The sequence below is a fragment of the Cryobacterium sp. Sr3 genome (assembly GCF_004402835.1).
In the GTDB taxonomy this organism is placed as follows: domain Bacteria; phylum Actinomycetota; class Actinomycetes; order Actinomycetales; family Microbacteriaceae; genus Cryobacterium; species Cryobacterium sandaracinum.
This window is the reverse complement of sequence record NZ_SOFA01000031.1, coordinates 1-3,627: the sequence shown is the minus strand read 5'-3', so window position 1 is coordinate 3,627 and position 3,627 is coordinate 1. Positions and strand designations below refer to the sequence as shown.

Here is a 3,627-nt window from a genome sequence, read left to right as displayed (position 1 = left end):
TTCGGCTTCAAATCACCCGACGCCCTCATCGCCCTGGCCATGCTCAGCCTCGGCGGCCACAAACCCGCACTCCCCGGCCGGGTTTAACCCACGGATGAAGCAGGAGAGCCGAGATTCTGGCGAAAATGCGGCTTTCCGGTGTGTTTGGGATGGATTTTGGCAAAATCTCCGTCGAATTCGTTCGGGGCGCGGTTCAACGAGCCGGAGACACTTTCGGGGGGAGTAGGTTGCCATCACGTGGCGCAATCCGCGTGACACGCGGCCACGCGGCCACGCGGCCACGCGGCCACGCGGCCACGCGGCCGTAGGGCCGCAGAGCCGTAGGGCCGTAGATCACCGGGTCGCAGAACTCACAGAGGGGTGGAAGAACAATGCTCGAGAGCAGTGTGGTGTGGTTCAACGAGATCGGACTGGGTGACATTCCGCAGGTCGGCGGCAAGAATGCGTCGCTGGGCGAGATGGTCCGTGCCCTCAGCGACGATGGCGTGAAGGTGCCCGACGGATTCGCGACGACCGCGAACGCCTATCGCGCGTTCATCGCGGCGAACGGGATCGAGCCGGCACTGCGGCGCCAGCTCGACCTGTTCCACGACGGCCGCGCCTCGCTGCGCGTCACGGGCGAGGCCCTGCGCGAACTGTTCCTGGGGGGTGAGTTTCCCGCGGACATTGCCGACGGCATCCGTGCCTCGTATCGGGAACTGTCGGAGAAGGCCGGGCATCCGAACCTGCCCGTGGCCGTGCGCAGCAGCGCCACCGCCGAAGACCTGCCCGACGCCAGCTTCGCCGGTCAGCAGGAGACGTTCCTCAACGTGACGGGCGAGCGCGATCTGCTCGACGCCTGCCGCCGCTGCTACGCCTCGCTCTTCACCGACCGGGCGATCAGTTACCGCGAGGTCAAGAAATTCGACCACCTCGAGGTGGCGCTCTCGATCGGCGTGCAACAGATGATCCGAGCCGACGTCGGCGGCTCCGGGGTGATGTTCTCCATCGACACCGACACCGGCTTTCCGGGCGTGGCCGTGATCAGCGCCGCCTGGGGGCTCGGCGAAACGGTGGTGCAGGGCACGGTCAATCCCGACAAATACCTGGTGTTCAAGGCACTGCTCGACCAGCCCGACTGCACGCCCATCATTGAGAAAACTCTCGGCGAGAAGGCCCGCAAGATGGTCTACGCCAAGGGCGGCAGCGCCCGCACCCGCACCATCGACACCCCCGATCGGGAGCGACAGGCGTTCGTGCTGACCGACGCGGAGATCGTGAAACTGGGCCGTTGGGCCGTGATCGTGGAGAACCACTACGGCCGGCCGATGGACATGGAATGGGCCAAAGACGGCCTGACCCGCGAACTGTTCTTGGTGCAGGCGCGCCCGGAGACCGTGCACTCGCAGGCGAGCGGCACCCGGTTCACGGTGAGCACCCGGACCGAGACGGGGCCGCTGCTGGTGACCGGGGTCGCGATCGGCGACAGCATCGCGAGCGGCGTGGCCTGCGTGATCAAGGACCCCGCCGACATCGAGAAGTTCGTCGACGGCGCCATCCTGGTCACCGAGATGACCGATCCGGACTGGGTGCCGATCATGACCCGCGCGGCCGGCATCGTCACCGACCACGGCGGTCCCACCAGCCACGCCGCGATCGTCAGCCGCGAGCTGGGCGTGCCGGCCGTCGTCGGCACCGGGATCGCAACCGACACGCTCACGGATGGCCAGATGATCACGATCTCCTGCGCCGAAGGCGACGAGGGCTACGTTTTCGAGGGCAAGCTGGCTTTCGAAACCGAGGAGATCGACCTTGGCACCGTGCCGAAAACCCGCACCAAGGTCATGGTCAATATCGCCAGCCCGGCCGCCGCCTTCGAGTGGTGGCGGTTGCCTGCCGACGGCGTGGGGCTGGCCCGGATGGAATTCATCATCAACAACCTGATCAAGATCCACCCGATGGCGCTCGTTCACCCGGAGCGGGTCACCGACCGGGCCGCCATCCGTCAGATCGAGGAGCTCACCCGGGGATATATGGACCCGAAGGAATACTTCGTGCAAACGCTCGCACTCGGTATCGCGAAGCTGACCGCGCCGTATCATCCTGACCCCGTGATCGTGCGGATGAGCGATTTCAAGACCAACGAATATGCGCACCTGATCGGCGGGTCGGTCTTCGAGCACTCGGAGGAGAACCCGATGCTCGGCTTCCGTGGCGCCTCCCGCTACTATGACGAGCGCTACCGGGAGGGCTTCGCCCTCGAGTGCCGGGCGATCAAGCAGGTGCGGGAGAAGATCGGCTTCGACAACGTGATCGTGATGGTGCCGTTCTGCCGCACCGTGACCGAGGCCGACCGTGTGCTCGCGGTGATGGCGGAGAACGGGCTGGTGCGCGGCGAGTCCGGGCTACAGATCTACATGATGTGTGAGATTCCGGCCAATGTGATCCTGGCGGAGCGTTTCGCCACCCGGTTCGACGGCTTCTCGATCGGCTCCAACGACCTTACCCAGCTGGTGCTGGGCGTCGACCGCGACGCCGAGGACCTCGCCGCCCTCTTCGACGAACGCGATGACGCCGTGAAGCAGATGATCCGCGAGGCCATTCAGAAGGCCCACGCCGCCGGGATCAAGATCGGCATTTGCGGGCAGGCGCCGAGCAACTACCCCGACTTCGCGGCCTTTCTGGTGGAGGAGGGCATCGACTCCATCTCGCTCAACCCGGACAGCTTCCTCAAAACGGTGGGCCGAATCGCGCAGGCGGAGCGGGACCACGACACGGCGTAGGAGGGATGCGCCGGACTAGGGACACGCCGTCGGAGGGGCGCGGCGGCAGAGGGCGCTTTGTCGCGCAGGAGAGGCGGCAGCAGAAGACGGATGCCGGTGCGCGGCATCCGTCTTCGTGTGACGTGTTCGGTGTGGTTAGCGCTCGGCCTCGTCGAAGTCGTCGAGCACGGCCTGCTCGTATGCGGCCTCGGCGGCTTCCGCCTTCTCACGGGCGTCGGCGACGCGCACGCTGATCTCGTGCTCGGATGTGCGCAATCGTGCGGCCGCCCGCGGGCTGGCCGTGTCGAGCAGGTCCTCGAGGGTGTCGGGGTCGAGGTGCACGGCAGCCAGCGCGTCGACTTCGGACCGGGCGACGGCGGCCGTGCTCCGAAGGATGCGCAGCCTCGATTCCTGCGCGAATTTCCGCGAGAGGCGGTCGGTGGCCTCCGCGGGGGTCCGTTCGACGGGAACCATGCTCTGCTCGGACCCGTTCTGGTTGGTGTTGTACCGCTCGGCCCCGTCGCCGCTTTCCGTGTTGCTCATCGTGTCTCCTTTTTTCCGCTGGCAGCCTAGCGCGGCAGGTGTCTGCGGCAAATGGGAGCGGCGGGCGGGGCCTGCGGGGTGCGTGTTGGCGTCGGCGGGGCCACTCCCTCGTGACACTCGACCGCACGTGTCGGTTTCGGCACCGGAGACCCGCTGCTGCGCTGAGAGTCGCCGTTGCTGCCCAGCGTCGCCGGTAGAGCGGCGTCATTGGGCAGAAACGGCGACGCTGGGCGGTTCGCGGACGAGACGGACCGCCGAGTGATCGGAACGCGGCCCGAGGAGACGGCCCGCACCGCCCGCCCGCGCCGCCCGCCCGGCCGCGCCGCCCGCCCAGCGGCTAGCG

2 protein-coding genes are annotated in these 3,627 nt (G+C 67.2%); one reads left to right on the top strand and one right to left on the bottom strand.

Translation table 11 applies throughout. The annotated features are described in order from the left end of the window. Positions 1 to 371 precede the first annotated feature (371 nt). Positions 372 to 2,762 (top strand): phosphoenolpyruvate synthase, encoded by a 2,391-nt coding sequence (gene ppsA, locus E3N94_RS08675; protein ID WP_104099138.1) that lies wholly within the window; start codon positions 372 to 374, stop codon positions 2,760 to 2,762. Positions 2,763 to 2,897: 135 nt separating this feature from the next. Here the strand turns inward: ppsA and E3N94_RS08670 are convergent, their stop codons facing one another. Continuing rightward, the gene (locus E3N94_RS08670) at positions 2,898 to 3,284 is read right to left on the bottom strand and encodes a hypothetical protein (protein WP_104099137.1); all 387 of its coding nucleotides are present in this window, start codon (positions 3,282 to 3,284) and stop codon (positions 2,898 to 2,900) included. Positions 3,285 to 3,627 lie beyond the last annotated feature (343 nt).

Bases quoted from the DNA above. Each gene is read 5' to 3' on its own strand.
- E3N94_RS08670 (WP_104099137.1), bottom strand. From the start codon at position 3,284: ATGAGCAACACGGAAAGCGGCGACGGGGCCGAGCGGTACAACACCAAC.
- ppsA (WP_104099138.1), top strand. From the start codon at position 372: ATGCTCGAGAGCAGTGTGGTGTGGTTCAACGAGATCGGACTGGGTGAC.